This window comes from Kitasatospora sp. NPDC059462 (genome assembly GCF_042749955.1).
Classification (GTDB): domain Bacteria; phylum Actinomycetota; class Actinomycetes; order Streptomycetales; family Streptomycetaceae; genus Kitasatospora.
The window spans coordinates 1-5,461 of sequence record NZ_JBHYUU010000317.1 but is presented as its reverse complement, the minus strand read 5'-3'; the positions used below and the strand labels follow the sequence as shown (position 1 = coordinate 5,461).

Below are 5,461 nucleotides of genomic sequence, written 5' to 3'. Positions count from 1 at the left end.
GGAGGAGGGCGTGACCGGCGACGACGGCGTCGCGGCGGCGGACGCCGAGGGCACGGGGTCGCGCGTCGGCACCGGCGTCGGCACCGGCGCCGGAACCGCCGTGCCCGCCGGCACCTCGACCCGGACCGCCACCGGCTCCGCCGCCGTCCCGTTCCCCGCCGGGTCGGTCACCGAGACGACCAGCCACTGCTCCCCGCCCGTCAGATCCCGGTTGGCCGTGCACGTCCAGCTGCCGTCGACGGCCGCCGTCGTGCCGCAGGCGACGATCCGCGCACTCTCCCGGCCGCCGCGCGGCCCCGCCGTGACGAGCACCCGCGCGCCGGGTTCGGCCCTGCCCGCCAGCCGGGGCCGGGCGGTGCGCACGGTCTCCCCGGCGGCCGGCGCGGTGAGCACCGGACGGTCCGGCGGCGCGGTGTCGACCACCAGCTCGGCCGGCTGTCCGGCGGTCCGGTTCCCCGCGAGGTCGGCGGCGGCCGGGGTGATCCGGTGCCGCCCCTCCCCCAGGCTCTCCACCGGCAGGCAGGACCAGCCGCCGTCGGCCCGGACGGAGGTGCTGCACAGGTCGGTCTGCTGCCCGCCGGGTGGCAGGTCGGTGACGACGACGATGCCGCCCGGCTCGCCGGTGCCGGTCAGCCGGATGCCGGGGTCGTTGGTGGAGGCGGGCAGGGTCAGCACGGGTGTGCCCGGCGCCGCGGTCCGCACGGTGATCCGCACCGGTTCACCGGCGCGCGCCGCCCCGCCGTCGCCGGCCGGCACGGGGGTGAGGGTGTGCGGGCCCTCGGCCAGCGCCGCGTCCGGGCGGCAGGACCAGTCGCCGCCCCGGGCCGCCCGGGAGCGGCAGAGCACGGTGTCGCCCTCACGGACCTCGACGGTGGCGCCGGCCGTCGCCCGGCCGCCGGAGACCAGGGGGCGGGTCTCGGTGAGGGTGGCGCCGTCGGCCGGCCGGGAGATCTCCGGGCGGGCAGCCCCGACGGTCAGCCGGATCCGCCGGTCCAGGACCTGCCCGGAATCGGCGTGGCCCTCGGCCGACACCACCTGGGCGGGGTCGCGGCCGATCCGCAGCCGGGCCCAGGTCTCGCCGGAGGAGGCCCCGGCGGGGACGGTCCATTCCAGGGTGGCGCTGCGCCCGCCGGCGGCGACCTCGGCCTGCACCCGCTCGGCCGGGTCGAAGCGGCCGTTGCGGTCGAAGTCGATCCAGCCGGCCACGGTGGCGGGCGCGCCGCCGACCGCGACGGGCACGGTGAGCCGGTAGTCGTGGCCGACCGCCGCCTCCTCGGGATAGCCGGGGACCGGGCCGCCGCCCGGGGCACCGGCGGTGGCATCACCGCCCAGGAAGAGGTCGGAGAGCCGGTGGGAGGCGGTGCCGTAGCCCTTCGGTGCGCTGCCGGCACCTTCGGCCGGGGCGGCCGGGTCGTTCCCGGCGGCGATTGCGGAGACGCCGACGGCGGCGATTGCGGCGGTCTCCGGAGTGGGATTGCGCAGCGCCCGGGGGAATTCCGTCCGGAGCGTTCCGACGGCCCGCCGGGAACCGCCCGACCGCGGGCTTTCCCCGGCACTCCGGAAATCCGCCGCGAAACCCCCGGACCGCGGGGCGTCCGAGGACGGAACGACGGAACGGCCGGTTCCGGAGCGGCCGGCCGGTACCCCGGAACCGCCGATGACGGCCTCCCCGGGAAGCTGCCGGGCGGCCGAGGGCGGCGGGTTCCAGCCGATCAGCAGCCCGGCCGCCAGGACGGCGGCGGTCCGGGCCGCAGCCGGGAACGGTCGCTTCATCCGGCTCTCCTTCGCATCGGCTGCCGGGCGGCCTGGACGGCCGGGCAGGCAGAACACAAGATCAGACAAAACGGAATCACGATCCTGGGCCGGTCATACCGCGACACTTGCACCATCGGCCGCGTGACACCCGATTGGCGGCCCTCCGACCGGCAGGACGGGATGTACCCGAAAGGACTGCATTTCATCCATTAGGCGGGGTATCGCGGGGTATCGCGAGGAATCCCGGCGACCCGACGGCGCACCGACGTCCGGGATCCGACCATTCACCGGTGAGCTCTGTTCGAACCACCGGCCCGATCGCCACCCCGGCGCCCTGCACGGGAGACGCCCGGACCCGCCCCCGGATCGACCGGGCCGGGCCGGCCCGGGCCCCGGGGCCCGGGCGGCGGGGCCCGGGCGGCGGGCGGCGGTCCGGAAACGCAGGAACCCCCGGCCGATGGCCGGGGGTTCCTCGATGGTGCGCTCAGCAGGATTCGAACCTGCAACCTCTTGATCCGTAGTCAAGTGCTCTATCCGTTGAGCTATGAGCGCAAGTGCCGGGCGGACCCGGTCTTGCGGGGTTTGGTGCGCTCAGCAGGATTCGAACCTGCAACCTCTTGATCCGTAGTCAAGTGCTCTATCCGTTGAGCTATGAGCGCTCGCCCTGGTGAACGTTTCCACCGGGGCGGTGCGGGGACAACATTACATGACCTGCGGCGCGGGACGAAATCGATTGATCCGGGCACCCCGGACGCCCCCTGGCCGGCCGCCGCCCGGGCCCTCCCCGGGCCCTCCCCGGGCGCCTCCGCACTCCCCGGACCTCCCCGGACATGCGAAGAGCCCCGCCGACGAGATCGTCGGCGGGGCTCCCGGCTGGCGGAGGCTGAGGGATTTGAACCCTCGATCAGGAATAACCCCGAAACCGCATTAGCAGTGCGGCGCCATAGACCGGACTAGGCGAAGCCTCCTCCACACGGAGCAAGCCCGCGTGCGCGGACTCGTTCCCTGTGCCTGTGATGATGCCACAACCCGGGGGCCCGGCACCAACCGCCGACCACGTTACTAGGCGGGTCGTCCCCGCCGCAAAGAAGAATGAGATACTGCCCTCTCCGGAGAGAGCTGCCCTGAGCCGAGGAGACCTGTCGACGTGAGCAGCAGGCCGATCCGAGGCGCTGCTCGCCTCGCCGCCATACTCGACGCCCTGCCCGACGCGCTGCTGCTGGTGAACAGCAACGGCACCGTCGTCGATGCCAACAACGCGGCCGTCCAGGCGCTGCAGGCACCCGGCACCTCGCTGGTCGGCATGGGCGTCCTCGACCTGCTCCCGGAGTTCGACCCCAGTCGGATCCCCGGTTCGATGCGGCCCGCCGCCCGTGAGGACGACGCCCTCGACCGCCCGGTGCGGATGACCGCCCGGCGCACCGACGGCACCACCTTCCCGGTCGAGGTCTCCGGCAACGACTTCGACGACGACGGGTCCGCCGCCGGCTCGGGCTACGCGCCCCCCGCGCCCTACGACCCCTACCGCGAGGGCTCCCGCTCCTCCGACCTGCTCCTGCTGCTGGTCCGCGACCTGACCGGCCGGCTCGGCGTCGAGGCGGAGCTGCGCCGCCAGCACAAGCAGACCGAGATGATCCTGCGGGCCGCCGCCGAGGGCGTGCTCGGCGTCGACCTCGAAGGCCGCTGCGTGCTGGTCAACCCGGCCGCCGCGCACATCCTGGAGTACCGGGCCAGCGAGCTGGGCGGCCGGGAGCTCCACCCGCTGATCCAGCACTCCCGGGCCGACGGCACCCCGCTGACGCTGGAGGAGTCCGCGCTGCTGGACACCCTGACCTCCGGGCGCAAGCACCGGGTGCGCGGCACCGTGCTGTGGCGCAAGGACGGCCGGCCGGTCACCGTCGACCTCACCACCGCTCCCGTCCGGGACGGCGACCAGCTGGTCGGCGCCGTGATGACCTTCACCGACCGCAGCCGCGAGCTGGCGCTGGTCGCCCGCAACGAGCACCTCACCGCCGTCCTGGAGAGCGAGCTGGGCGGCGCGCTGACCGCGCTTCACCGGCGGATCGACGCGCTCGCCGCCGACCCGGCCGGGCAGCTGTGGCCGGAGGCCAACTGGACCCTGCGCCGGCTGGCCGACGAGTGCCGCCGGTACGGCAAGCTGATCGAGGGCGTGCTGGCCCACCAGCGGTGCGAGGCCGGCGAGAGCGCCGGGGCCGGCACCGACGCCAAGGGTGCGGACGGCAAGGGCACGGACGGCAAGGACGGGCGGAAGGCCGCCGAGCGGGTGCCCGTCGCCCTGGACAAGGTGGTCCGCCGGGCCGTCGAGCACGCGGGCGAGCTGGTCGGCGCCGGCCGGGTGCGGTTCTCCGTGCACGCCGCCGCCGTCGAGGTGATCGCCGACGAGCAGCGGCTCGCCCAGGCGCTGGCCCACCTGGTCGCCGACGTCAGCGGCATCGGCCTCGCGCTGGACGACGCCGCCCCCGAGCTGCCCTCCCCCGGACTCGCCGCCCCCGGCACGCCCGCCCTGCCGCCGGCCGGCGGCGACGTGCCGGCCGTGGTGCTCGCCGCCGCCCAGCGCGGCGAGGTCGCCCGGGTGGAGATCCGCGGCCCCGGACGCGGCGGCAGCCCCGTCCACCTGCCGATAGCCCGGGCGGTGGTCGAGCGCCACGGCGGGGTGCTCCAGCCGCACGAGCTGCCGGGCCGGGCCGGCACCACCTACGTCGTCGAACTGCCGCTGGACCCGGTCGCCGCCAAGGCCGCCGCCGAGCGCGCCGCAGCCGAGGGCCGGTCGGACCGGCCGAAGGAGAGCGACAGCGCCGTCCTGCCCGACCTGCCGGGCATCCCGCAGCTGCCGAGCGCCGCCGAGGACGGGGAGCCGGCCGCCGAGGGCTCCGCCCCGGGCGGACCCGCCGGCCCCGCGGCGGAGGACTCCCCCGAGGGCGCGCCCCAGGGTTCCGCCGACGCCCGCGGCCCCGAGGCCCCGGCCGACCCGCCGGCGGCCGGCGGTGCGCCGGGCGAGGCCCCGGCCGCCGAACAGCGGCGCGGACGCCGTGGCCGGCCGGCCGTCGAGCTGCCGCCCGCCGCCCCCGAGCAGCCGGGCCGCGACACCGCGGCGCCCGCCCCCGCGGGCGGCACCGCCCCGGACGTCCCCGCCGACCAGTGGCCCAACGCCCCCGCCCGGATCGAACGCGCCGTGCCCGAGCAGTGGAACGGCACCGGCAACGACCCCGCGTACGGGCGCCAGGGCCTGGGCGGCCCGAACGGCCCGCAGAACGACCCCTGGGGCAAGGACGACGGCCGTTCCGGCACCGCCTACGCCGTGCCGGTCGACGGCGGACGCCCGGACGAGCGCCGCGGCGAGGGGAACGGCGGGGCCGCCGGCACCGGCGAGGCCCGGTCCGCCGGCGGCGCGCGCGGCCCGATCGCGCTCGGCCCCGGCAGCGGCGACTCCGCCCCGGAGGGACCGGCCGGCCAGGACGGCGGCGACGCCGAGCACCGGCCGTCGCGGCGCCGTCGCGCGCTGCCCGGTGCCGAGGACTCCTCCGGCGGGTTCGCCCTGCCCGGTGTCCCCGAGACCCCCGTCTACCCGGGGCTGGAGCACGCGCTGCCGGCCGGCCCGGCGCCCGCTCCGCCCGAGTCCGCCGCACCCACGCCGACCGGCCGGCGGCGCCGGCGGGCCGTCCCGCCCGGCCCGGGCGGCGAGACC

The 5,461-nt window shown here is 77.1% G+C and carries 2 protein-coding genes and 3 tRNA genes; 1 reads left to right on the top strand and 4 read right to left on the bottom strand.

Features of this window, described 5'->3' with window-relative positions; translation table 11 throughout:
• The 4 genes from ACFXAM_RS37635 to ACFXAM_RS37620 form a co-directional block, all read right to left on the bottom strand.
• A partial coding sequence (locus ACFXAM_RS37635) for an Ig-like domain-containing protein (RefSeq protein WP_380298323.1) occupies positions 1 to 1,773 on the bottom strand: 1,773 nt, incomplete at its 3' end.
• Positions 1,774 to 2,231: 458 nt separating this feature from the next.
• Positions 2,232 to 2,307 (bottom strand) — tRNA-Arg (locus ACFXAM_RS37630).
• Between the two features lie 31 nt (positions 2,308 to 2,338).
• Positions 2,339 to 2,414, bottom strand: a tRNA-Arg gene (locus tag ACFXAM_RS37625).
• Positions 2,415 to 2,629: 215 nt separating this feature from the next.
• Positions 2,630 to 2,723, bottom strand: a tRNA-Ser gene (locus ACFXAM_RS37620).
• A gap of 179 nt (positions 2,724 to 2,902) precedes the next feature.
• Between ACFXAM_RS37620 and ACFXAM_RS37615 the strand changes: the two genes are divergently transcribed.
• A partial coding sequence (locus tag ACFXAM_RS37615; protein WP_380298322.1) for a PAS domain-containing protein occupies positions 2,903 to 5,461 on the top strand: 2,559 nt, incomplete at its 3' end.